Annotated in this window: 24 protein-coding genes and 3 pseudogenes; 24 read left to right on the forward strand and 3 right to left on the reverse strand. The window is 31.1% G+C overall.

Annotated features, from left to right (window positions below; genetic code table 11):
• The first annotated feature begins 24 nt into the window (after nt 1-24).
• From ACWJJ7_RS02365 to ACWJJ7_RS02475, 23 genes and pseudogenes are all read left to right on the forward strand, one after another.
• The gene (locus ACWJJ7_RS02365; protein ID WP_462963765.1) at nt 25-1755 is read left to right on the forward strand and encodes an ABC transporter ATP-binding protein; all 1731 of its coding nucleotides are present in this window, start codon (nt 25-27) and stop codon (nt 1753-1755) included.
• Nucleotides 1752-3533 (forward strand): ABC transporter ATP-binding protein, encoded by a 1782-nt coding sequence (locus ACWJJ7_RS02370; RefSeq protein ID WP_462963766.1) that lies wholly within the window; start codon nt 1752-1754, stop codon nt 3531-3533. The genes ACWJJ7_RS02365 and ACWJJ7_RS02370 overlap by 4 nt, the downstream gene beginning before the upstream one ends.
• A 192-nt stretch (nt 3534-3725) precedes the next feature.
• Nucleotides 3726-4664 carry a hypothetical protein gene (locus ACWJJ7_RS02375; RefSeq protein ID WP_462963767.1) on the forward strand — a complete coding sequence of 313 codons (939 nt, stop codon included), beginning with the start codon at nt 3726-3728 and terminating at the stop codon, nt 4662-4664.
• Nucleotides 4665-4886: 222 nt separating this feature from the next.
• Complete coding sequence (locus ACWJJ7_RS02380) at nt 4887-5591, forward strand: response regulator transcription factor (protein ID WP_462963768.1); 705 nt, start codon at nt 4887-4889, stop codon at nt 5589-5591.
• A complete protein-coding gene (locus ACWJJ7_RS02385; protein WP_462963769.1) occupies nt 5588-6994 on the forward strand; it encodes a HAMP domain-containing sensor histidine kinase in 1407 nt (468 codons plus the stop codon). Before ACWJJ7_RS02380 ends, ACWJJ7_RS02385 begins: the two co-directional genes overlap by 4 nt.
• Nucleotides 6995-7459: 465 nt before the next feature.
• On the forward strand, nt 7460-8521 hold the full coding sequence (locus ACWJJ7_RS02390) for an alpha/beta fold hydrolase (protein ID WP_462963770.1): 1062 nt from the start codon (nt 7460-7462) through the stop codon (nt 8519-8521).
• Between the two features lie 57 nt (nt 8522-8578).
• Nucleotides 8579-9190, forward strand: a complete 612-nt coding sequence (locus ACWJJ7_RS02395; RefSeq protein ID WP_462963771.1) for a methyltransferase family protein — start codon at nt 8579-8581, stop codon at nt 9188-9190.
• Nucleotides 9191-9302: 112 nt separating this feature from the next.
• Entirely contained in the window at nt 9303-9614 is a 312-nt protein-coding gene (locus ACWJJ7_RS02400; protein WP_462963772.1) for a hypothetical protein, read from the forward strand.
• A gap of 410 nt (nt 9615-10024) precedes the next feature.
• A protein-coding gene (locus tag ACWJJ7_RS02405) for an IS3 family transposase (RefSeq protein WP_462963773.1) occupies nt 10025-11169 on the forward strand; the annotation gives its coding sequence in 2 pieces (ribosomal slippage) (nt 10025-10274 and nt 10274-11169; 1146 coding nt in all).
• A 171-nt stretch (nt 11170-11340) separates the two neighbouring features.
• Complete coding sequence (locus ACWJJ7_RS02410) at nt 11341-11478, forward strand: hypothetical protein (protein WP_462963774.1); 138 nt, start codon at nt 11341-11343, stop codon at nt 11476-11478.
• Nucleotides 11479-11547: 69 nt separating this feature from the next.
• Nucleotides 11548-11673, forward strand: coding sequence for a hypothetical protein (locus ACWJJ7_RS02415; RefSeq protein WP_462963775.1), 126 nt, complete (start codon nt 11548-11550; stop codon nt 11671-11673).
• Nucleotides 11674-12060: 387 nt separating this feature from the next.
• A pseudogene (locus ACWJJ7_RS02420) lies at nt 12061-13264 on the forward strand (IS701 family transposase).
• A 640-nt stretch (nt 13265-13904) separates the two neighbouring features.
• The gene (locus tag ACWJJ7_RS02425) at nt 13905-14891 is read left to right on the forward strand and encodes an IS30 family transposase (protein ID WP_462963776.1); all 987 of its coding nucleotides are present in this window, start codon (nt 13905-13907) and stop codon (nt 14889-14891) included.
• A gap of 360 nt (nt 14892-15251) precedes the next feature.
• Nucleotides 15252-15485 (forward strand): integrase core domain-containing protein, encoded by a 234-nt coding sequence (locus tag ACWJJ7_RS02430; protein ID WP_462964924.1) that lies wholly within the window; start codon nt 15252-15254, stop codon nt 15483-15485.
• Between the two features lie 392 nt (nt 15486-15877).
• Nucleotides 15878-16372 (forward strand): acetyl-CoA carboxylase biotin carboxyl carrier protein, encoded by a 495-nt coding sequence (locus ACWJJ7_RS02435; RefSeq protein WP_462963777.1) that lies wholly within the window; start codon nt 15878-15880, stop codon nt 16370-16372.
• Nucleotides 16373-16876: 504 nt separating this feature from the next.
• Nucleotides 16877-17221: a magnesium chelatase domain-containing protein gene (locus ACWJJ7_RS02440; RefSeq protein ID WP_462963778.1), complete on the forward strand. Its 345-nt coding sequence runs from the start codon at nt 16877-16879 to the stop codon at nt 17219-17221.
• Nucleotides 17222-17347: a hypothetical protein gene (locus tag ACWJJ7_RS02445; RefSeq protein WP_462963779.1), complete on the forward strand. Its 126-nt coding sequence runs from the start codon at nt 17222-17224 to the stop codon at nt 17345-17347.
• A gap of 99 nt (nt 17348-17446) precedes the next feature.
• On the forward strand, nt 17447-17623 hold the full coding sequence (locus ACWJJ7_RS02450) for an ATP-binding protein (protein WP_462963780.1): 177 nt from the start codon (nt 17447-17449) through the stop codon (nt 17621-17623).
• Nucleotides 17624-19687: 2064 nt separating this feature from the next.
• Nucleotides 19688-20272 (forward strand): annotated as a pseudogene (locus ACWJJ7_RS02455) (IS3 family transposase); the annotation flags it as partial.
• A gap of 2 nt (nt 20273-20274) precedes the next feature.
• Nucleotides 20275-20346: a hypothetical protein gene (locus ACWJJ7_RS02460; RefSeq protein WP_462964925.1), complete on the forward strand. Its 72-nt coding sequence runs from the start codon at nt 20275-20277 to the stop codon at nt 20344-20346.
• 124 nt (nt 20347-20470) lie between these two features.
• Nucleotides 20471-20638 (forward strand): hypothetical protein, encoded by a 168-nt coding sequence (locus ACWJJ7_RS02465; protein ID WP_462963781.1) that lies wholly within the window; start codon nt 20471-20473, stop codon nt 20636-20638.
• Nucleotides 20639-20848: 210 nt separating this feature from the next.
• The gene (locus ACWJJ7_RS02470; RefSeq protein ID WP_462963782.1) at nt 20849-21538 is read left to right on the forward strand and encodes a 4'-phosphopantetheinyl transferase family protein; all 690 of its coding nucleotides are present in this window, start codon (nt 20849-20851) and stop codon (nt 21536-21538) included.
• Nucleotides 21539-21760: 222 nt separating this feature from the next.
• The gene (locus ACWJJ7_RS02475) at nt 21761-21964 is read left to right on the forward strand and encodes a hypothetical protein (protein ID WP_462963783.1); all 204 of its coding nucleotides are present in this window, start codon (nt 21761-21763) and stop codon (nt 21962-21964) included.
• A gap of 84 nt (nt 21965-22048) precedes the next feature.
• Here the strand turns inward: ACWJJ7_RS02475 and ACWJJ7_RS02480 are convergent, their stop codons facing one another.
• The 3 genes and pseudogenes from ACWJJ7_RS02480 to ACWJJ7_RS02490 form a co-directional block, all read right to left on the reverse strand.
• A complete protein-coding gene (locus ACWJJ7_RS02480) occupies nt 22049-22234 on the reverse strand; it encodes a hypothetical protein (RefSeq protein ID WP_462963784.1) in 186 nt (61 codons plus the stop codon).
• Between the two features lie 195 nt (nt 22235-22429).
• Nucleotides 22430-22836 (reverse strand): annotated as a pseudogene (locus ACWJJ7_RS02485) (transposase); the annotation flags it as partial.
• Nucleotides 22837-22899: 63 nt separating this feature from the next.
• Nucleotides 22900-23136 carry a hypothetical protein gene (locus ACWJJ7_RS02490; protein ID WP_462965061.1) on the reverse strand — a complete coding sequence of 79 codons (237 nt, stop codon included), beginning with the start codon at nt 23134-23136 and terminating at the stop codon, nt 22900-22902.
• Here ACWJJ7_RS02490 and ACWJJ7_RS02495 point away from each other — a divergent pair.
• Nucleotides 23135-23257 carry a hypothetical protein gene (locus tag ACWJJ7_RS02495; RefSeq protein ID WP_462965062.1) on the forward strand — a complete coding sequence of 41 codons (123 nt, stop codon included), beginning with the start codon at nt 23135-23137 and terminating at the stop codon, nt 23255-23257. The genes ACWJJ7_RS02490 and ACWJJ7_RS02495 overlap by 2 nt on opposite strands.
• Nucleotides 23258-23371 lie beyond the last annotated feature (114 nt).

The raw sequence follows: 23371 nt of genomic DNA on the forward strand, positions 1-23371 counted from the left end.
TTAAAAAAGGAGTGAATACAAGGAATGAAACTTATATTAAAATATATAAAAAAATATAAACTGCTTCTAGTGCTGAATATAATATCCGTTTTTGGATTTGCATTAGTGGAATTAGGAATTCCAACAATAATGGCTAGAGTGATTGACACAGGAATAGCGAATAAGGATATAGAATTTACAAAACATATGGGTATTATAATTGTAGGAATATCTATAGTTGGAGCCATGGGTACAATATTATTAGGGTACTGTTCTTCAAAAATCTCTACTAGTATGATTAGAGATTTAAGAAACGATATTTTTAAAAAATCTCAGGAATTTTCACATAGTGAATATGATAAGTTTGGGATATCATCAATGATAACCAGAACAACCAATGATGTTTTTCAATTACAACAATTCACAAATACATTATTAAGAACAGCATTACTTGCACCAGTTATGTTTATTGTAAGTTTGGTAATGATTATAAGAACGAGCTTACATTTGTCTGTAGTATTAGCAATAACGGTGCCATTCATAGTGCTTGGGGTAATTATTATATCTAAGATATCTTATCCAATATCAGAAAAACAACAGAAAAAATTAGATAAATTAAATAGAATATCAAGAGAGAATTTAACTGGAACGAGAGTAATTAGGGCATTTGGTAACGATGATCATGAAAATCAAAGATTTGAAGAAGTTAACAATGACTATACAAATCTATCTAAGAAGTTATATAAGCTTATGGCAATTTCTCAGCCAACTTTCTTTTTCTTGTTGAATTTAGCAGTGCTCGCTATTTTTTTGGTTTCTAGCAAAATGATAAATGTAGGAACGCTACAAGTTGGACAACTGGTAGCATTTATAGAATATTTGTTTCATGCAATGTTTTCAATTATGCTTTTTTCAATGATGTTTATCATGTATCCAAAAGCACAAATTTCAGCTGATAGAATTAATGAGATGATAGATGAAGAGCCTATTATTAAAAATCCGAAATATGGTGTTAAAAATACAGCTATTAGGGGGATTGTGGAGTTTGATAATGTTACCTTTATCTATCCAGATGGAGAGATTCCAGTTTTAAGTGATATATCCTTTACAGCAGTAAAAGGAGAAAAAGTTGCATTTATAGGAAGTACAGGCAGTGGGAAAAGTACGTTAATTAATTTAATTCCAAGATTTTATGATGTTACAAAAGGTAGCATAAAGATAGATGGCGTAGATGTGAGAGAATATGATTTAAAAGCACTACGTGAAAAAATGGGGTTTATACCTCAGAAAACATTGTTGTTTACTGGCAGTATAGGTACTAATATTAAATTTGGTAAAGATGCTGCAGATAAACATGAACTTGAACATTCTGCTAAGGTAGCTCAGGCTTATGATTTTATTAATAGTAAACATAAAAAATTTGAAGAATTAATAAGTGAAGGTGGATCTAATATGTCAGGAGGCCAAAAGCAAAGATTATCTATTGCAAGAGCATTAGTTAGAAAGCCTGAAATTTATATTTTTGATGATAGCTTTTCCGCTCTAGATTTTAAAACAGATGCAATGCTTAGAGAAAAGTTAAAGGACGAAACTAGAGATTCCGTAGTTTTAATGGTTGCACAGCGGATAGGATCCATAATTGATGCTAATAAGATTATAGTATTGAATGAAGGAGAGATAGTAGGAATAGGAACTCATAAAGAATTACTAAAAACCTGCGAAATCTATTATGAAATTGCATCATCTCAACTTACAAAGGAGGAACTGGAACAATGAAAAAGTTAACGGATAATATAAGAAAAATTTCTCCCTTCGTAAAACCATATAGGAGAGCACTTATTGGTGCAATTTTATTTATAGTAGTAGCGTCTATTTTTACTGCTATTGCTCCAAAAATAGAGGGTTTAATTACAACTAGTCTTGCCAAAGATGTTGTGAATATAGCAAAAGGCGTAAAAGGAGCTTCAGTTAACTTTAATTATATTTTAAGGGTATTGGTAATATTGGCTTTTATTTATATATTTGGAACATTATCAACATATGCAGCAAGTTTGTTGTTAACTAATTCTATTCAAAACACTATGGAAGATTTAAGAAATGCTGTACAATGTAAAATTAGAAAATTACCTATAAGTTATTTTGATAAAAATAGCTATGGGGATATGCTGAGTCGCATAACAAATGATATAGATACTATCTCTAATGCACTTCAACAAAGTTTTAGCCAAGTTATAAATTCAATATTGGCAATAACTCTAGCTATTGCGATGATGTTTACAATTAATATAAAACTTGCATTGTTAGCTATACTTATAATACCGATAAGTTATTTAGTTTCAAAATTTATAGTCAGTAAATCACAAAATTTATTTTATAAACAGCAAAATGTTTTGGGGGAATTGAATGGTAAAGTGCAAGAAATATATACTGGTTTTAATGAAATAAAACTGTATGGAAAGCAAGAAGATGCTATAAAAGATTTTGAAAATATTAATGAAGAACTTTTTAATACTGGATTTAAGGCGCAATTTATATCAAGTATAATGTCTCCATTAGTTTCATTAGTAAGTTATTTAGGGATTGCAGCCATTGGAATTCTTGGCGCAATATATGCCATAAATGGAATAATGACAGTGGGTAATCTCCAAGCATCTATTCGTTATATCTGGCAAATAAATCAACCAATTTCTCAAGTAACTCAATTATCTGCTGCAATACAATCAGCCTTTGCAGCAATTGAACGTGTATTTGAAATATTAGATGAAAAGGAGGAGATTCCAGATAAAGTTGATTCTATAAAGCTCGCGAATGTACGTGGAAATGTTACTTTTGAGCGTGTCAAATTTGGATATAGTGAAGATAAGATTTTAATTGAGGACCTAAACGCAGAGATAAAAAGTGGTCAGATGGTCGCTGTAGTAGGTCCAACAGGAGCAGGTAAAACAACATTAATAAATTTATTAATGAGATTTTATGATATTCAAGGGGGAGCTATAAAGATAGATGGAGTGGATACTAGAGATATGAAACGTGAAGATTTACGTTCTATATTCGGTTTGGTTCTTCAGGATACTTGGCTATATAATGGAACAATTTATGAAAATATTGAGTATGGTAGATTTGGAGCTAGCAAGGAAGAAATTATTGAAGCGGCTAAAATAGCTAACGTACATCACTTTATTAAAACACTTCCAGATGGGTATAACATGTTTTTAAATGAAGAGGCTTCTAACATATCTCAAGGGGAGAAACAACTTTTGACTATAGCAAGAGCTATAATATCAAATCCAGCAATATTAATATTAGATGAAGCAACTAGTTCAGTTGACACTAGATTAGAAATATTACTTCAAAAAGCTATGAGGAATATAATGAAAGGAAGAACTAGCTTTGTTATTGCACATAGACTTTCAACTATTCGTAACGCAGATTTAATATTGGTTATAGATGAAGGAAATATTATAGAACAAGGAACCCATAATGAGTTAATGAAAAAGGGTGGGTTTTATGAAAAACTCTATAATAGTCAGTTTGGCAGTCAGGTAGCAAATTAAATTAATTATTAATGAATATTTAAACCTTTATATAAGCACTGACATAATTGTTGGTGTTGTTCTTTTATGCTTTTTTAATGGTTATTAAGTAATATATAAATGTATACAGCACGATGTAAAATAATGTTATAATCTTCATAAGACTTGTTTCGCAAGTGTACAAAAAAATTATATGGAGAAAGGAAGGTTAGTATGTTTGAAGAACTTAACAGGGAAATTATAAATGTCAAAGAGAAATTGTTGAGAAAAAAGAAATTTCAAAGTTGGCTTAACCAGACTAGGGAAGTATTGCAAAAAGAATTAGATAGAAAGATAGAGCTCGAAAATATTCTTAAAGATGAGGATAAGGATGTTAAAAAACTTGAATCATTAAGTATTACTAATATATTTTATTCGATACTTGGGAGTAAACATCAACAGCTTGAAAAAGAGAGGCAAGAGTTGCTTTCTGTTAGGCTAAAGTATGATGAGTGTTGTAAATCAGTTATAGCATTAGAGAGGGAAATTGTATCTTATAAAGATTCATTAAACAGTCTACTTGGCGTAGAGTGTGAATATGAAACTGTATTGAAGCACAAAGAAGAGTTTATACTGCGATTAAATGATGGTAAATCTCAAAAGTTACTTCAACTTATGGACAACTTAGTTGACCTTGAAGCACAGAAAAAAGAATTGAAGGAAGCAATTGAGTCAGGTGAGGCTGTACAAATTGAACTTGGACGTGTAAAAAATTCTCTTGGAAGTGCTGAAGGCTGGGGAACATGGGATATATTAGGGGGAGGCTTACTTGCCACTGCAGCTAAGCACTCACATATTGATGAAGCTAAGGAATATGTACATCATACAAAAATTGCATTGATACGATTCCAAAATGAATTATCTGATGTAAATTTAATAATGAATATAGATATAAATATTGGTTCTTTCGAAACATTTGCAGATTATTTTTTTGATGGTCTTATATCTGATTGGGTTGTACAATCAAGAATTTGTGAATCATTAGATAGTGTACATCTTGTCGCAAACGATTTAGAAAATGTAATAGGTTCATTGAAAGAAAAGTTCAATAGTATAGAAAACGACTTGTTTTCAACGGAAGAAAATATTAAATTGCTTGTTGAACAAGCATAAATGTAGTTTGAAGAAACCTATTAGAATAAGGTTGAGGAGTACAAGTATTATGTTTGAAGGGGAAATAAGGAGAGTAAAATATGGGGGAAATTAATGTTTTAAAAGAATTTGGCGGATCATTGCTAAGTTTCTGTGTACTAGGTGTAGTAATATATTTTAATGTTTGCGCTGTCAGGTTTTGAATCAGTTTATAGATTAAAACACACAATAAGGAGTGGTTTTTTGAATGTATTAATCGCAGAAGATGAAAAGGACATCAGAATCCTTTTAAAGTTAGAGCTTGAGCAGGAGGGATACTCTGTATTTGCTGTAAAGGATGGCATAGAGGCTTTAGAGGTCTTACAAAACAAAGCAATCGATATCGCCATCCTTGATGTTATGATGCCACGACTGGATGGATTCAATCTGCTACGAAAAATCCGTCAAACAAGCAATCTTCCTGTCATATTTCTAACCGCTAGAGGTGATGATATGGACAAGATTTTAGGACTTGGGATTGGTGCTGATGATTATCTAGTAAAGCCGTTTAGTATGCCAGAACTGCTTGCAAGAGTTAGTGCACAGCTTAGGCGAAACCTTGAATATTCGTCCCAAAAGCCACACGCCTTCTCCAAAATAAAGTATGGCAGCTTGTGCTTGGATAAAGACGCCTGCTGCGTATATAAAGAGGATGTGCAGGTGGTACTGAATGCAAAAGAATACATGTTGCTTAAGTACCTTATGGAGAATCCGGAAAGGGTTTTTACCAGGAAGCAGTTATACAAGGCAGTATGGGGTGAGGATATTTATTGCGACAATAACACCATAATGGTTCATATAAGTCATATCAGAAATAAGATTGAGACTGATCCAAGAAATCCGGAATATGTAAAAACCATTAGGGGTATTGGTTATAAGTTTCATAAACAGAGCACGGTTAGCCTATGAACAGAAAAATAGAAAGCAGATTCTTAGCAAATTATGTCCTTATGTTTATTATTTCCATAATGATAGCTCTATTTTCACTTATGCTTTTGGGTTTTGCAAACGATGTTATATCCAAGACCCTTATTAAGAATAATTATACTGCAGAAAGCCTAATGAAGGATGATTATAAAAGGATTGACGCAACACAGGTTATTGATAACGGTGGCGGTGTACAGGTAATTGACACCGATTATGAAGTTACATATTCTGCAGGTATTAACACTATTTCAAAAAACAAACTCACCACAGCGGAGTTCACTGATTTTTTGATGAAGAGTAGAAGTGTTGAAAGACGTTATAGCTATAGTATTAAATATAATTCTAAGAAGCAGTTTTGGCTGGTAGTGACGTTTCCAACTTCTATTAGAATTGATTTGCATTTAGTATATAACAAAGAATTCAATTCCGTTGATAAACAGGGAGTAGTTGGTGTTATTGTTGCTGTTGTTTTGTTTTACTTCATACTGCTTGCAATATGCACTGTGATATATTCAAAGCTATCATCTATAAGCATTATAAACCCTTTAAAAAAACTTTGTAACAGTGCTGGCCGATTGAAAGATGGAGATTATTCTTCAAGAGTTGAGCTTAATTTGAAAAATGAGTTTGGAGAATTAGAATTTATATTTAACGAAATGGCAGAACAAATTGAACATGAAATATATCTTAGAAAACAGTCTGAAGAAAACCGTAAAAGGCTTATACTTAATATTTCTCATGATCTTAAAAACCCTCTTGCAAGTATTATGGGTTATGCAGAGTTTAGCTATAACAAACCTGATTTATCAAAAGAAGAACACCGTACATACATGAAAGTAATATGTGAAAATAGCTTAAGAGCAAACAATTTAGTTACTGACCTATTTGAGCTGTCTAAAATGGAAAGTTCGGAATATTCATTGAATAAAACCAGAGTTGATATATGTGAATATATGAGGGAAGAAATAGGCTTTTTTATAACTGCCTTTGATAAGGCCCAATTTAAATATGATTTTGAGATACCAGAAAAAGAAATCTTTATTGACATTGATTTAAAGCAGATGAATAGAGTAATCCAAAATCTTGTTTCTAATACAGTAAAATATAATCCAAAAGGAACACTCTTAATGATCAGCTTATTTGAGGAGGGTGATGGAGTCGTTATTATCTTTAAGGATAATGGGATTGGAATACCTTCAGAAATTGCAAAAGATATATTTAATCCATTTGCACGCGCGGATAGTGTAAGAAACTCACAAACAGGTGGCACAGGCCTCGGACTGGCCATAGTTAAAAAAATTATTGTAAGACATGGAGGTAGTATTTGCCTAAACACAGAGGCCAACTGTGGGTGTGAGTTTATTATCAATATCCCCCAAATTTAAGATGGATTTAAGATTAGAAACAGCTCCAGTTAAGTATACCTTGTTATAGTAATAGCAAGTGGTACTTAATGGGGCTGTTTTCCATTATTTTGTACCAAATAAAGAATTGGAGGTATCTGAAAAAACAGACTGAATATTTATAGAAGGGAGAATAATATGAAATCATTATTAAAAAAAGATACAACTTTTCGTGGGTTAAAAACCAATTTGTTGCTTCAGCTACGTTTTCTTTTACCGCTGCTAGCAGCAGTTATAATAGCTTTGTATGTTATTGTTATACGCCCATATCTTATGATTACAATGAAAACTGTCCCTATAGAGTTAGGGTTTGCGTTAATATTGATACTTTCTTTGTTTGTAGCAATCTCAACCCTTTTCATCTCAATTTTGATTACAGTAATTCTTGCTGTTTGTACACGTACAAAAGCAAGAATAACGCCCTGGATTTTGAAACTGCGGAGTCAGTTGATTGTAACAGTAGTATTATTATTTGTGAATGTTGTTTCTATACTATGTAGCCAGTGGATGGCATACACGCCGCCTATACTTGGAGATAATGGCAAACCATTAGTGGGTAGTATTGCAGTGTTAGAAAAAGTAACTCTAGGTGGAAGTGAGCAATGGATAACTATTCGTGGAAAAAATAAAAATAATCCAGTGTTGCTTTTTCTAGCTGGTGGGCCCGGTGGAACTCAGCTAGCCGCAACCAGAGAGCAACTAAAAAAGATTGAAGATAACTTTGTGATTGTTAACTGGGAGCAACCAGGGTCGGGTAAGTCAATTAATGCTGTACCTCTTAAATCAATTACCCCTGAGCGATATATTTCTGATGGAGATGAGTTAACACAGTATCTGTGCCAGAGATTTAAACAGGAAAAGATATATGTACTCGGTGAGTCATGGGGGAGTGCACTAGGGATATTGCTTGCACAACGTTCTCCAGAACTATATCATGCATTTATTGGTACTGGTCAGATGGTTGCATTCGCTGAAACCGAAATTCGTGACTATGAACTAGCGTTAAAGATAGCAAAAGATCGCGGAGATACAAAATTGGTTGAAAAACTTAGGAAGCAAGGGCTGCCACCATACTATGGTAAGAATGTAGTTCAGAAAGTAATGCCATACAATCAGTACTTAGGTGATTATATGACAAAAAATCCTGAAATTGAACGAGCAGGATATAATACATTTACTGACCTAGCAGGTACTGAATATGGGTTATACGATAAAACAAATTTTCTAATTGGTTTAGTTACTACTTTTAATCAAGTATATCCACAGTTATACAATATTGATCTACGAAAACAAGCTATAAAATTAGATGTCCCAGTTTACTTTATGGAAGGCCGCCACGATGTCAACGCACCACCAACATTGACTAAGGAATATTTCAATATATTAAAGGCGCCTCATAAAGAGTTTATCTGGTTTGAACACTCAGGACACAGTCCGTGGATTAACGAACGAGACAAGTTTGTTGACTTGATGATAAATTTGGTATTGAAGAAAACAAAGATGAAGTAACAGAATTATTGAAATGAATTAATTCAAATTATGAATAAGGAATGGAGGTATTTACTAATGGAATCATTAGGGGGTCATTTTCACAATTGGTTTGGGGTATTGTTCTTTGTTGTGATTTACAGCATGGTTCTTCTATTTATCCCTTTTTATAAAAAGATGGATAAAAAACCTAGAGGAATATATATCGCATTTTTAATAGCTTTTGCAATTGAAATGCATGGTATACCATTTAGCATGTACGTTATTTCATGGATTGCCGGAAAAAATCTACCTGAAGGCATTCTATGGGGACATACATTAGTTCAATCAATTGGTTTTGGGGGTATGTATATCAATTACGCATGTGCTACAGTTGCACTTTTGCTTATAATAAATGGTTGGTACAACATCTACAATAAATACTGGTCAAAGGAAACAGGAACAGGTTCTCTCGTAAAGAAAGGTGTATATAGATACATCCGTCATCCACAGTATACGGGTCTGCTACTCTTATCTTTTGGAATGATGGTAGAGTGGGCAACATTACCGATGCTTATACTGTATCCAATAATGATAGTAACGTATGTCCGCCTTGCAAAACGGGAGGAAAAAGATATGCTCATTGAATTTGGAGTTGAGTATAGTGAGTATATGAAGGCTACAAAAATGTTCATTCCATTTATAGTATGACACGTAAATATATTAGAAAAAGGAATATTAGCGTGCTAAATGCAACTCTTTGAGTTATGTATATATTATAGCATTTAATGAAGTTAAGCTTATTTTAAGGGTGTGTATAAGTATGAGAATAAAAAGTTTATGTGTTTATTTAATTTTGGTAGCAATGCTTTTAATAGTTAGTACAGGGTGTGAGGTTAATGACACAATAAAAGAACTTAAAATGGAGCCTGAAGTAATGGATGTATCTATAAATATTGAGAAAAACGTTGTTAATGTGGATGTTATTCTTAATAGTAGTGTAGATGTTACAACTACAGTAAAGCTTGCAGAGAAGTACGCACTAATAGTTAAAAAGAATTATAAAAAGGAAGATGTTTATCTGATGATAATTAAAAACAAAGAGGAAATAAGTAGCTATAGTATAAAGACTTGATCTTCTTTGGGGATAACATTTAGGTATCACTACTCAGGCATTCCCTATAGGGAATGCCTATGATAATATAAAAACATGGTGGTAGACCTCTCATGTCTAAAAATAGGTATTACAATTAAATATGGTTATACATTTTCAGGTATGAATGGTTCACCTTTTAGTGCGCTCTTCAGTGATTCCATTACATCTTGCTCGTTCTTATTGCAGATAAAAATATAACTCCTTATTCTACACAACAAGAAGTCTCCATAATCACTCCTGAAGCATCTTGACATTTTTTGTCTCAGTTTTATCATTCGAATATCACACTCAACGCGTTATTAAAACATCAGAATATGGTGTTAGTATAATATTGTAGACACGGAAAGCCGAACACATTAAAATATAAATAAGATAAGGATGTGTTTATAATGGCAAGAGGTCAAAAACAATATACAGATGAATTTAAAAACACAATAGTAGAGCTATATAACTCTGGAAAAAGCTTAGCAGAGTTAAGCAGTGAATATGCCCTTTCAAAATCAACGGTAACAGGTTGGATAAATAAAAATAAGCCAATAGCTGTGGATAAAAATATAACTTTAACAGCAGAAGGATACAAAAACTTATTAAAGAAAAATGCTAAGCTTGAAGAAGAAGTTGAAATATTAAAAAAAGCAATGGGTATATTCGCAAGGAAATAACTACTGTATTTGAATTCATTACTAACAACAAAAAATATCATGATATCAAACTAATGTGTGAGGTTTTAGGTGTTGTACGAAGCTCTTATTACAATCATTTACACAAGAAACCAAGCAAGCGAGAAATTGAAAACAAGAATATAGAAAAAGAAATTATAAATATCCACAGCACAAGCAAAAATCGATATGGGGCTCCTAAAATAAATAAATCACTAAATGCACTGGGGATAACTATTAGTTTAAAAAGAACACAAAGATTGATGAAAAAATTGGGGATAAGATCTTTAATAGTAAAAAAATATAGACCAACTTCATCTAAAAATAAAATAATAGAGCAGGAAAACATTTTAAAGAGAGATTTTACAGCTACTACAGTTAATGAAAAGTGGGTAACAGATATCACTTACATCCATACTATTAAAGATGGTTGGTGCTATTTAGCATCAGTCATGGATCTTTATAGCAGAAAAATAATAGGTCACGCTATGTCTAAATTCATTGATACTACATTAGTTCTACAGGCTGTTAAAAATGGTATACAGCTACAAAAACCAACTAAGCCTCTAATACTTCATAGCGATTTGGGATGCCAATATACAAGCTCCGCTTTTAAAGAATATATAGAGAACACTAAAATTATTAAACACTCATTTAGTGCCAAAGGTTGCCCATATGATAATGCTTGCATTGAATCATTTCATGCCTCATTGAAAAAAGAAGAAGTTTACCATGTTAAATATTTTGATTATGACGCTGCAAGATTAGGAATATTTGAATATATAGAAGCTTGGTACAATATAAAAAGGATACATAGTAGTATTGGATATATTACTCCTCAACAGTGTGAAGATTTGGTTAAAAAGGCTTCATAAAAAGTTCGACTTTTTATGTCTAAGATATTGACATAGATCCAATAACGAGCTCAAAGAGGCATTAAATCTTTTGTAATCGGTCGAAAAAACTGGTTATTTTCAAACACTTCAAAAGGTGCAACATCGAGTGCTATTATCTATAGTATTATTGAAACAGCCAAAGGAAATGGGGTGAGTCCATGCCCGTATCTAACATCTATATTTGGGCAGTTACCTAATATAGATGTGAAGAATGTAGAAAAACTAGATGATTTACTTTCATGGTCCAAGGATTTACCGGACAGCTGCAGAAAGCCACTAAAGAAATAATATCATAGTCTTCATCTTAATTTAAGGTGGGGGCTATTTGACGCTTACTTTGCAATGAGGGTAGCGAGCATGTTTTTTTGTTATCTTGAAAACGTGAAAATTAATTACATAAGCAATCTTACAGCTAAAAATGTATCAGACTTTTGGGGACGTAATGAGTTCTCGAGTAGAAAACCAATGGATGTGCAGGCATAAGCATATAAATTAAAAAAACTTCTAATCTTCCTCGAGGATAATAAACACCTACATCTCGCAATTCCGAAAGTTTTTGCAAAACAGGTCTCAATAGTTACAACGATATATCATAAGGCTGAGCAAAAGATTATTTCCAACGAGAAGCTTTCAGACCCATTAGGAAAAAGAAATCAGGCAATGATTCTTTTGGGATTGCGCCTTGGAATGCGGCGTTCTGATATAGTTGGTTTAAAAGTTAGTAACATAAACTGGCATAATTGTATATGTTACTATAAATGAGCGATAATGGGTCCATTAATTTCCATATATCAAAAAAGAAAAACATCTATGCATTCTCCTGTTATAATTAAGTCACTACACAAAAACATAACTAAGGAGAAAACATAAATGTTTAACAACTCAATTGTAACAAAATCATCGGCAATATACAAATTTTTAATTGAATTAAAGATAACTTTTATCTTACAACGCCCCAAATTCATCATCTGATATTATTTATAAATTCGATGGTAACAAAAGGCTACTGCGGGAAAGTAACTGACGTTTCAGACTTTATGCCGGTTAGGCATCGGACTAATATTGGAAAGTTCTTATCTGAGAGTCCATGGGATGAAAATTTTGTTGAAAAAGCTCTTAAAAAACGTGTAATTATGAAAATATGAGAAACATCTAAAATAACTGGTAAGCCTATTTATATTGTAATAGATGACACTATTTCAGAGAAGACTGTGCCCTCGTCAAAAGCTAAGAAACCTACTGAAAAATGTGGATTTCACCATTCTCATTTAAAAGGTAAAACAGTTTATGGTCATCAATTAGTTACAGTTATGTTATTGTGCGATACTCTTGTGCTACCATATACTATGGCAATCTACGATAAAGAAAACATGAGTAAAATCCAAATGGCAATTGAGTTTATAAAATCCTTACCACAACCAGCGAATAAAGGTTATGTTTTATGTGATAGTTGGTATAGTAATAAAAAATTGTTCGCTGTTTCTAAAGCATCAGGCTACGCCTATATTGGTGGTTTAAGAACAAATAGAGTGATATATCCAACTGGTCGTGAAACGCTTGGAATTAAACTCAACCACATGTGTGAGCTATTAACTAAAGATGATGTCGACCTAGTCAAAGTTGGCAATCATGAATATTATGTCTACACATACAGGGGCAAACTTAATGATGCAAAGGATTCGTTGATAGCTCTTTGTTGGCCTAAAGAAGCTCTATTTAAAACTGGTTGCTTAAGAGCATTTATAAGTCTAGATACCACTATCACAACTGAAGAACTCCTAAATCACTATAAATTCAGATGGCCAATTGAGACCTTTTTCAGAGAAACTAAAAACATCTTGGTTTAAATCATTACCAAGTAAGAAGTAACCGTAGTATAAATAGATATTTCTTGTTACTAATGATTACCTACGTATACTGTGAATTAGAAGTAAGTAATGGTACGTTGAATTTCAACGTTGGAATTAAGAGTGCAAGAAATCAATCTAAAAAAGAACGAGTATCCTGGATCTTTAACCAAGCTGACCTAGGAAGTTCCCTTGAAGCTATTTTTAAAACACTAAAAATAGCTTAGGATAATTGACATTAATTTTTAATGGAATAATTTGTTAGATAATTCGCTCATTTATAGTATGTTAATCTAAAATTGGTTCTTTCCAATGTTAGTTGATTCTGCGTCTTTTTTCAAGCCATAATATCTATATTTAGAAACAACTTGGATATTAGGATATGATTTTAAACACTGTACTACAGCTTCACGATCTCGTGAATAATTAAATCTATAACTCGATACCTTTTAATATCTATCATTATGGTTCCATATGATCTCTTTTTTAATAACAAAATCATCGATACATATTTTTGTGATTTTTTCCTTATTAATGATTGGTGTATCTTCTTTTTAAAAGATTGCAAATCATACTTTTACCTACGTCTGCAACAATATTTCTTAAAAGATCTGTAGTTGATGGCTATAAGTTATATTCGTACCTTACAGAAACTAAAAAGCAAAATTGGTAGTTATAGGACGAAGTCTAATAAATAACTAACCAAGAAAAGATGCGAAAAAATCAAATTATTGACATAACATTATTTTGATGAAGGGGGGTAAGTTGTAAAATGAAATGACCATAGAACAAAAAATAAAGACTCAAGAGAAAAAATCTTGTACAATGTTAAGTGACTAAACCAACACAAGTACAGGAGGATTTCAAATGAGTCAATTAAATTTTATCACAGAAAACAAAAAAGGTAAACACCTAACATATGAGGATCGTATAAAGATAGAGACATTATACAAAATGGGGCTAAATTCAAGCTGTATTGCGGAGCAAATAGGTGGACGTTCAGAGCGTACAATAAGGCGTGAAATTGCTAAAGGAATAGTAGAATTATTGAATAGTGATTTAACCACTCGAATGGAATATAGCGCAGAAATTGGGCAGTCAGAACATGACAGACAAGGCACAGCAAAAGGGCCTGCATTGAAAATAGGGAAAGATCACAAATTGGTGAAGTACTTAGAAAAAGCCATTGGTAAATATGGCGAATCTCCGTATGCAGCTATTCAAAATATAATAAATAAAGATCTACAATTCGAAACAACTATTTGCTTCAAAACTGTGTATAACTATTTGGATAATAATTTATTCTTAAACATAAGTAACAAAGATCTGCCTGTTAAAAAGAATGCCAAAAAGAGAAACTATAAAAAAATAAGGCCGGCGTATAACAATACCAAAGGGACAAGCATATCAGAAAGACCTACAGCGGTAGCTGCACGTGATGAGATAGGGCACTGGGAAATGGACACCGTAGTAGGAAAGCAGGGTACAAAGACTGTATTAATGGTGTTAAGCGAAAGAGTAACTCGCAAGGAGTTAATCTTTAAAATACCTTCTAAATCACAGGTCGCTGTTGTGAAGGAATTGGACAAATTGGAGCGTAAAATGGGAATGGCATTCTCAAAAACATTTAAAACAATCACCTGTGATAACGGCTGTGAGAACCTTGATTTCGAGGGTATTGAGACCTCAGTAAGGAATAAACGAAAGAGAACTAAAGTATATTATGCCCATCCATATAGTTCATGGGAACGAGGCACAAACGAGAATATCAATAAAATGATACACATTTTATATTGCAATCTACATTTTGATGAAGGGGTCATGAATATTATGTACAAATATGAAATAATGTGATAATATAACTGTATATGTAAAATAAAGCATTAGAAAAAAGATGAAAATAGGCTAATTAGGTGATATACATAATATTAGATTATTGAATAATAACATAAGATAGATTAAAAATATGATTTAATTGGTGGTGAATCATAGGCATTCGCTATTGGGTAGAAAAAGGAATTATAAAAATCCACAGAACAAGCAAAAATAGATATGGATCTCCTAAAATAAACAAATCACTAAATGCACAGGGATAGCTATTAGGTTATAAGAACATAACTAGTGATAAAAAAATTGGGATGAGATCTTTAATACTAAAGAAATACAGACCGATTTCATGTAAAAACAAAATAATATGGCAAGTGCATTAAAATTATTAAACATTCATTTAATGCTAAAGGTTGTCCATATGATAATGCCTGCATTGAATCATTTCACGCCCAATTAAAAAATAAAGAAGTTTACCATGTTAAATATTTTGATTATTATGCCGCGAGATTAGGAATGTTTGAATATATAAAAGCCTGGTACAATATAAAAAGGATACATAGTAGTATTGGATATATTACCAATAAACGGTGTGAAGAATTGGTTAAAAAGGCTTCATAAAAAGTTCAACTTTTGTGTCTAAGATATTGACATAGATCCAGTTTCACGTGTTTAAAAGAAACTGAACTGAGGGAATTAAGATGCGCAGGCTATATCACCAGAAGTAGGAGTAGGGAATCAACCGTTTATAGAGGTTGGTATCCTGAAATTTTTAAAATAGGAAACTAAGAAAATATATATTTTATATAAAGAGTATTTTAGAAAATAAATATGGATAGTTGATAAATAAATCAAATAATCGATTAAATATTTTATAGAATAGTAATTTAAAAATATTTAATTGATTAATAGAACTACATATTTATTTAGTTTAAATATATTTAAACTAAACTACTTATTTAAAACATAAAAATAGAATGTTTTAAAAGCATAGCTTATTAACGAGGTGTAAAATGGATATTGCATTAATCAAGGAATTGATCTCCGTGGTGGAGAGGTCTAGTCTTTATCTCTTTCAGATAGAAACAAATGGATATAAAATTTCAATGAGCAAAAAAAACGATAAAAACAATATTATTAAAGAAAATGATGGGAATGTTAATTCTGAAATAACTTCCAAACTACCAAAAGAAAGTATAGAAGAAACTTGTTGCACATCCTATGAGAATGGTTCAATAGACACTTTTAATAGAGACAATGAAGAAGGTGGAGTAAGACAAATTAAATCTTTATTAGTAGGTGTTTTTTATAACTATATACCAACGAATACTAATTTCAAACTAAAAATCGGATCAAAAGTAAAAAAAAATGAGATAATTTGCACCATTATGTATCTAAACATACCAATTTATATAAAATCAGATATAGATGGAGAAATTATAGATATATGCGTTAGAGATGGTCAAGTCATTGAATATGGGCAAATACTTTTTAGGGTTAGATTCTAAATTATAACAGCGTTTTAACAATTATTTGAAGAAATTGATATTAACTGATTTAGATAGTACACTTGAGCTATACTCAAGAAAGCAGACAAATAAATGAAATGTACAGAAAGAGTGATAAAATTAATTATCAATCTTTCTGTTTATGCGCCCAGTGTTTATACTAATTGAAAAATCCTCAACCTAATTTGTAATTAAGAATTTTAAAGTGGTTTGGCGAAGAGTATCATTTACATTGAGGGTGCATATGGTAGCATAATACATTGCTAAGCCATTATTTATAATGGCCATTAAATGGCATATAACCATATGCACAGAGGCTCAATACTTCATCAGATAATCTTTACAATAGGATGCTGTAAAATTCATACAGAGGCTAAATTAATAGGTTACTTAGTTAGGATTACGACTATGTAATAAATTCAAAATTTAATTAAATAATGAGTTTACAGAAAATTATTTTATTAATAATTATGAAATAGAAGTAATAAAGGTTAAGGTGATAATATGGCAATACAAATTATGACTGCTGCTTTTACAGGAATAAAAGGGGTTATAGTTACTGTTGAAATTGATATCACTCGCGGGTTGCCTGCTTTAAACATTGTTGGACTTGCAGATATTGCAGTTAAAGAATCAAAAGAGCGAGTACGTTCTGCAATACTAAACTCAGGGTTTGATTTTCCAGTAAATAGAATAACTATAAATTTAGCATCAGCAGATCTGAAAAAAGAAGGTTCTCTATCTGATTTGCATATAGCTATAGGGATACTTCTGGAAACTAAACAAATAATTGTTAATCATATTAACGATTATCTTTTTATAGAAGAATTATCTCTGTCTGGAAAATAAATGAAAGAAAGAGGCTCATTACCTGTAGTTATGGAAGTAATAGAAAACGGAATTGAAAAATTTATTGTTCCTAGTAAAAATGCAAAAGAATGTAGTATTGTTAAATCCGCAAAGATATTTTCTTAGATAATTTAAATCAAGTAGTAAGTTTTTTAAATTATAAGGACCTATTGCCCTATAAGCAGTGCAATGATTTAGAGATATTAATAGATGAAGAGTTAGATTATGTATGGTCCATCTGGTTCAGGTAAATCGATGATGGCTAAGAGAAATCCTACTATACGACTGTCTTTAAGTCAAGAGAAATCACTTGAGGTTACTATAATTTATAGTGCTTTTAAAAATTTTGGTTTTAATGAATATATTATCCTGAAAAAACCATTTAGGAGTCCAAATAATTGATAGCTACAAATCTTTTAAGAAAAAGTGTTGTAGACGTACGTAAAAGTACCATTTGGATCTAAGTTAACAATGAAGGCACATTTATTCATACTCTTTAAGAAATCTTTCTAGTTAGATATTCACATTTTTGTGGACAAGTATAGCCAATATTTCAGTGAAGCATGAAAAGACTTAATATAAACGATATCATAAGGACATCCTTCACCATTAAAAGAGGGGGTTATTAGTTTTAACATATAATCTTTAAATTCTAAGCTTGTGTATTGAGTGCCGAGGTCACTATGAAGAATTAGGTTGCTAGTTGGTCGTTGTAGCTCTAATGCGTTCTTAACTGACTGTAGGACAAGGCTATATCCATATATTTAGACATAGAATGTCCTATTATTTCTCTTATGTGCAGGTCTATAACTGAGGCTAGGTAACACCAACCATATTTAATTGTATATATGTAAGTTACATCAGATACCAATTTTTAACTTATTGTATTTATAAAAAAAGTTTATAACATTTACTTTTTATACAGCTTCGTCTTTTGATTAAGTTATTTTATATTCTTTAACAATTATATATCTTATCTCAAGTTTTCTCAGAATTCGTTGAGTCTTTTTAAAACTAATATTCGTCCCAGATATTTAGGACTATATCGATTTTAGGAGATCTATAGTGTTTTTTACTGGAAGTGTTTATTTCTAAGATTTGATTCTAAACAGTTTTATTTTCAATTTTACGTTTGATTTCCTTCTTAATGAGAGTCTTGTAGTAGGGGATCCTGCCGACATTTAGAACCTTGCACATAATTTTAATATGGTACTGTTTCTTATTATTACTAATAAAATTAAATATGTAGTTATTTCCTCGCGAAGTCGAGTAGACTGGGTAATTTTATCCCTAACCTCTCATGAAGCCGTACGTCACAATATCATGTCATATGGCTCCTATTATCCAGTCGATGGTAAGATTCATAATTCCCAGTGAGTAAATAAAAAATTTAATCTCATTGATATAGGCTTAGACATTTCCTAGTTTGATAATGTTTATACTTATATTTTTGTGCTTTTTTCTTAACCAAAAGTAAAAATGTAAGTTTATATTACATTAGTTGAAAATTAAACCATCTTTAGTGCGATTTCGATTAAGCGGTGTGGAAATAAATTAAAATGGAGAGAGAATTATGCGGTGAGTTAATGACGAAGCTTTCTAGAGGGGAGATTGCAGAGATAAAATATATACTTCGATAATGTCTTTGGAAACGTTGATTTCGAGGATATAAAGAGCCCAGTAAGGAGAACTAAAGTGTATTATTCCAATGTGTATAGTTCATGTGAGAAAGGAATAAATGAGAAAATTAATAAAATAGTACGCCTACTTATCCCATAAGGTTCTATTATTTAAGCATTTTCTTAAAGAAAATCATGTAAACGCAGCATTGGATTAACAAATATTATTAAAGGATTTTTAATAGTTTGTCTTTACTATGTTGAAAAGAAAACCATTAAATCTTAATATTAATATTTTTTAAAATTTTTATAAATTATATTGCATTATACAGATATGGTATGAAAGTGTATATATTTGTATACAAATATATGAAAACTATGTTATAATTTTCATATATTGTGGGGTGCTAAAAAGTGAGATTTCCTCTTGAAATTTAATGAATAAATTTTATTAGTATGTTATTAACATAAAGTAAAAAACTCCTATCAGGAAAGAGCCAACTAACCACCTTTACTCAGGTAACATTAGGTTTAGAAGTAGGGAGGTGGCAAACGAGCCGAGACGAAAGTGAAGTTATTATTAAATGAAGAGTCGATACTGTTATTGGTGTTAGTATAATATTGTATACACGGAAAGCCGAACACATTAAAATATAAATAAGATAAGGATGTGTTTATAATGGCAAGAGGTCAAAAGCAAAAAATATCATGATATAAAACTAATGTGTGAGGTTTTAGGTGTTGCACGAAGCTCTTATTACAAGTATTTACACAAGAAACCAAGCAAGCGAGAAATTGAAAATAGGAATATAGAAAAAGAAATTATAAATATCAACAGCGCAAGCAAAAATCGATAGGGGCTCCTAAAATAAATAAATCACTAAACGCGCTGGGGATAACTATTAGTTTAAAAAGAACACAAGGATTGATGAAAAAATTGGGGATAAGATCTTTAATAGTAAAAAAATACAGACCAACTTCATCTAAAAACAAAATAATAGAGCAGGAAAATGTGTTAAAGAGGGATTTTACGGCTACTAGAATTAATGAAAAGTGGGTAACGGATATCACTTACATCCGCACTGTTAAAGATGGTTGGAGCTACTTAGCATCGGTCATGGATCCTTATAGTAGGAAAATAATAGGCCATGCTATGTCTAAATTCATTGACACTACATTAGCTCTACAGGCTGTCAAAAATAGTATACAACTACAAAAACCAACTAAGTATCTAATACTTCATAGCGATTTGGGATGCCAATATACAAGCTCCGCTTTTAAAGAATATATTGAGAGCACTAAAATTATTAAACACTCATTTAGTGCCAAAGGTTGCCCATATGATAATGCTTGCATTGAATCATTTCATGCTTCATTGAAAAAAGAAGAAGTTACCATGTTAAATATTTTGATTATGACGCTGCAAGATTAGGAATATTTGAATATATAGAAGATTGGTACAATATAAAAAGGATACATAGTAGTATTGGATATATTAATCCTTAACACTGTGAAGATTTGGCTCAAAAGGCTTCATAAAAAGTTCGACTTTTTATGTCTAAGATATTGGCATAGATCCAATAACCGGCTTACTGGTCGAAGAGTGTCATAAGGCTATTGCAGATTGAAGATGCAAATCGAAATCCGAAACTTAAAATGGCATTTATATAAGACATTTCAATGGGCACTAAGCGGTGAAGAGGATTGTCAGTCAGATTATCAGATTTTATGTGGTTCTGCACTTGGAGCGTTTAATCAATGGGTTAAGGGTTCTGAATTTGAAGATTGGAGAAATTAGTATAATGCTAATGCAAGAAACTGCAAAATACCTAAGTGAATATTGTAAAAAGATGTTAGGAAAACACTAAGATATTGTGATTTTACAGGATATGCTGATGTAGATTTTGTAAAGGTAATATTAGAACTAATAATATTGAAAATAATTTTGATGAATAATTATTAGGGTGGTATTAAAGTGGTGCATACTAGTTTATGAAAGGATAAATTAATGACAGAAGTATTTGCAATAGATGTTAATGAAGTAATTGACAGTAAAATGTTCAATGATTTATATAATGTACTTTCAGAAGAACGAAAAGAGAAAACAAAAAAAATTAAATTTGAAATTGATGTGAAACGAAGTATATATGCGGAAATATTAATAAAATATATGGCATGTTGTAAATTGAATATAGCATATACAGATATTGAATTTACATACAACTCATATGGAAAGCCATATCTTAAAGGTATTTCTGACTATTATTTTAATATTTCACATTCTGGTAAATGGGTAGTTTGTGCGTGGAGTGAAAATGAAATTGGTGTTGATGTTGAAATAATTAAAGATATAGATATAGATATAGCAAGAAGGTTTTTTAATAAGTCAGAGTATATGGAAATAATAAGCAAAGAGCCTAAAAACAGAAAAAAAGGATTAATTGATTTTTGGACATTAAAGGAAAGTTATGTAAAATATAAAGGCAAAGGATTAAGCATTCATTTGGATAGCATTATGTTTTATTTTGAAAATGGCGAAGTACAATATAATTGTGAGAATGAAAATGAGAATGAGATATTTTTTTACAGATTGGATATTGATAATGAACATAAATTGGCTGTGTGTTCAAAGGATTTAGATTATAAAGATTTATGCTTTGTTTCGTTAAAAAAAATATGGAGAAAATTGTGTAAATGATTCAAATTTAAATTATAATGGTTTGTTTTAATTCAATATAGAAAAAAATATAAATAGATAGAAGCTAAACCACATTTGCGGTTTAAAAATGGGAGATGAATTATGAACGAACGTATAGTTGGAATTGAAGCTATTAATTTTTACGGAGAATCGGCTTATATAGATGTCTAAAAGTTAGCAAAATATAGAAATCTTGATAATGAGCGTTTTGAAAATTTGTTAATGAAAGAGAAAATGGTACCTCTTCCATACGAAGATCCTATATCATTTGCAGTTAATATTGCAAAGCCTCTTATAGATGCTCTTTCTAAACCAGAAAAAGAACATATAGAAATGGTTATAACTTGCACAGAATCAGGTTTTGATTTTGTCCGTGTAAATTATTTTGTGTATACTCTCTCTCTAGACAAAAAATTGATTTATTAATTTTTTTTGTAAAATAATGTTATTTAAAGTCGATTAAAGTTTTTTATCTATAATCACTATACAGTATATTATTGCCATTTTAAGTCAATAATATACATGCATAAAGTCTGAAACGTCAGTTATTTTCCCGTAGTAGCTTTTTGTCACCATAGAATTTATAAATAATATTAGATGATGAATTTGGGGCGTTGTAAGATAAAGAGCTATCTTTAATTCAATTAAAAATTTGTATATTGCCGATGATTTTGTTACAATTGAGTTGTTAAACATTTATGTTTTCTCCATAGTTATGTTTTGTGTCGTGACCTAATTATAACAGGAGAATGCATAGATGTTTTTCTTTTTTTAATATATGGAAATTGATGGAATCATTTTCGCTCATTTATAGGGGATGTTATTTTTTTACAGTTTTTAGTGGAGGAGTTTTGGATTAGAATATGGGGGAGTTTTCACTTGACAAATACACAAAATTCTATTTGTTATATTTGATATCATTTCAGCAGATATTTCAACATCATATAAGTTTTTGACCTGCTCTGATATGTCTCTTGTAGTCATTCCAGCTGCATATAAAGCCATTATTTTATCTTCGATACCAGTTATATTTCTTTGATACTTAGGTAAAATATTAGGCTCAAATTCGCCATTTCTATCACGTGGTATATTAAGTTCTACTGTTCCAAGTTCAGATTTCACAGTTTTTTAGAGTAACCATTTCTACTATTTAGAGTTTGCTTTTCAGATATATCATATTTGTCATATCCAAGTTGTAAATCCATTTCTGCTTCCAATGCTTCCTGAAGAACATCTTTGAACATCCCTTTCATAGCAGTTAGAACCTCATTTGGACTTGAAAAATTTTGATCGTTGATATAATTCCTTGAAATTTCCTTTGTAATATTTTATTATTTACAGGCTCTTGATTTGGAAAATCATTAAGTATATATGTTCATCAGTACTTGTGTATTTGTAAAGTGAAAAAAGGCTTGTTCTATTAGCGAAGCTTCATACGAAGGTACTATATTTAGTATTACTCCAAATTGATCCTTACAGTATCTTGATTTTTCTCGTCTTATGCTATCTAAGAGTATCTTTGCATTATCAGCTTTATCAGCTTTAGCTGTAAAATATATCTCTAATTGTATCAGAGCAGTTGGAGATCGAAATCCCATGAGCAGATTTATCAAGTGGACATTAACACATTCACATCCTTTTGGTAAGGATATCCTTCCCAAAAGAATAAGTGAATTGTTTGGTTCCATTGAAGAAGATGGTATTTATAAATTAAGTTGACTTAATTTATAAATAGGTGTTTAATTGTATTAAAGTAAAAAATCTGTAATTATGTGTCTTAATATATATATATATATATATTACCTTTTAAATGAGAATGGTGGAATTCACATT

It is taken from the genome of Clostridium sp. CM042 (genome assembly GCF_055080995.1).

Coding starts and splice junctions, on each gene's coding strand:
- ACWJJ7_RS02495 (WP_462965062.1), top strand. CDS start 23,135: ATGAGCAGATTTATCAAGTGGACATTAACACATTCACATCCTTTTGGT.
- ACWJJ7_RS02425 (WP_462963776.1), top strand. CDS start 13,905: ATGAGTCAATTAAATTTTATCACAGAAAACAAAAAAGGTAAACACCTA.
- ACWJJ7_RS02450 (WP_462963780.1), top strand. CDS start 17,447: ATGTATGGTCCATCTGGTTCAGGTAAATCGATGATGGCTAAGAGAAAT.
- ACWJJ7_RS02445 (WP_462963779.1), top strand. CDS start 17,222: ATGAAAGAAAGAGGCTCATTACCTGTAGTTATGGAAGTAATAGAAAAC.
- ACWJJ7_RS02470 (WP_462963782.1), top strand. CDS start 20,849: ATGACAGAAGTATTTGCAATAGATGTTAATGAAGTAATTGACAGTAAA.
- ACWJJ7_RS02400 (WP_462963772.1), top strand. CDS start 9,303: ATGAGAATAAAAAGTTTATGTGTTTATTTAATTTTGGTAGCAATGCTT.
- ACWJJ7_RS02475 (WP_462963783.1), top strand. CDS start 21,761: ATGAAAGAGAAAATGGTACCTCTTCCATACGAAGATCCTATATCATTT.
- ACWJJ7_RS02375 (WP_462963767.1), top strand. CDS start 3,726: ATGTTTGAAGAACTTAACAGGGAAATTATAAATGTCAAAGAGAAATTG.
- ACWJJ7_RS02465 (WP_462963781.1), top strand. CDS start 20,471: ATGCAAATCGAAATCCGAAACTTAAAATGGCATTTATATAAGACATTT.
- ACWJJ7_RS02395 (WP_462963771.1), top strand. CDS start 8,579: ATGGAATCATTAGGGGGTCATTTTCACAATTGGTTTGGGGTATTGTTC.
- ACWJJ7_RS02440 (WP_462963778.1), top strand. CDS start 16,877: ATGGCAATACAAATTATGACTGCTGCTTTTACAGGAATAAAAGGGGTT.
- ACWJJ7_RS02370 (WP_462963766.1), top strand. CDS start 1,752: ATGAAAAAGTTAACGGATAATATAAGAAAAATTTCTCCCTTCGTAAAA.
- ACWJJ7_RS02435 (WP_462963777.1), top strand. CDS start 15,878: ATGGATATTGCATTAATCAAGGAATTGATCTCCGTGGTGGAGAGGTCT.
- ACWJJ7_RS02490 (WP_462965061.1), bottom strand. CDS start 23,136: ATGGGATTTCGATCTCCAACTGCTCTGATACAATTAGAGATATATTTT.
- ACWJJ7_RS02365 (WP_462963765.1), top strand. CDS start 25: ATGAAACTTATATTAAAATATATAAAAAAATATAAACTGCTTCTAGTG.
- ACWJJ7_RS02385 (WP_462963769.1), top strand. CDS start 5,588: ATGAACAGAAAAATAGAAAGCAGATTCTTAGCAAATTATGTCCTTATG.
- ACWJJ7_RS02480 (WP_462963784.1), bottom strand. CDS start 22,234: ATGTTTAACAACTCAATTGTAACAAAATCATCGGCAATATACAAATTT.
- ACWJJ7_RS02415 (WP_462963775.1), top strand. CDS start 11,548: ATGTTTTTTTGTTATCTTGAAAACGTGAAAATTAATTACATAAGCAAT.